The organism is Kytococcus schroeteri (genome assembly GCF_002847825.1).
Classification (GTDB): Bacteria; Actinomycetota; Actinomycetes; order Actinomycetales; family Dermatophilaceae; genus Kytococcus; species Kytococcus schroeteri.
The window spans coordinates 1-382 of sequence record NZ_PKIZ01000073.1; the positions used below are offsets into that span (position 1 = coordinate 1).

Below are 382 nucleotides of genomic sequence, written 5' to 3' on the forward strand. Positions count from 1 at the left end.
GCAGAACGATGACGTGCCGACCCTGGACAGCGTGCGCGAGAAGATCGAGCGGCGCTACGCCCAGGCGCTCGGCAGCCAGGAGCTCGTCGAGAACTCCGTGCAGGGCCGCATGTCGGAGATTGAATCCGCTGGTAACGACATGCGCGCCAGCTCCCGTCTGGAGGAAATCCGCGCCCAGCTGAACGCCGAGAACGGTGCGAACGCCCTCGAGCAGGGCGAGGGCAGTGGCAACGGCACTGGCGAGGGAGCACTCCGTCCCTCCCGGCGAGCCCGCGCCCGGCGCCAAGCTCCTGATCGGTGTGCTCGTCGCCGCGGCGTTCGTGGTGATTCTCAACGAGACCACCCTGGCCGTGGCTCTGCCCGTTTTGATGGGAGAGTTTGG

Annotated in this window: 1 protein-coding gene; it reads left to right on the forward strand. The window is 67.5% G+C overall.

Translation table 11 applies throughout. The features are described from left to right. Positions 1 to 31: 31 nt before the first annotated feature. The coding region (locus CYJ76_RS13125) for a PspA/IM30 family protein (protein WP_414467295.1) at positions 32 to 382 on the forward strand (351 nt) is incomplete at its 3' end.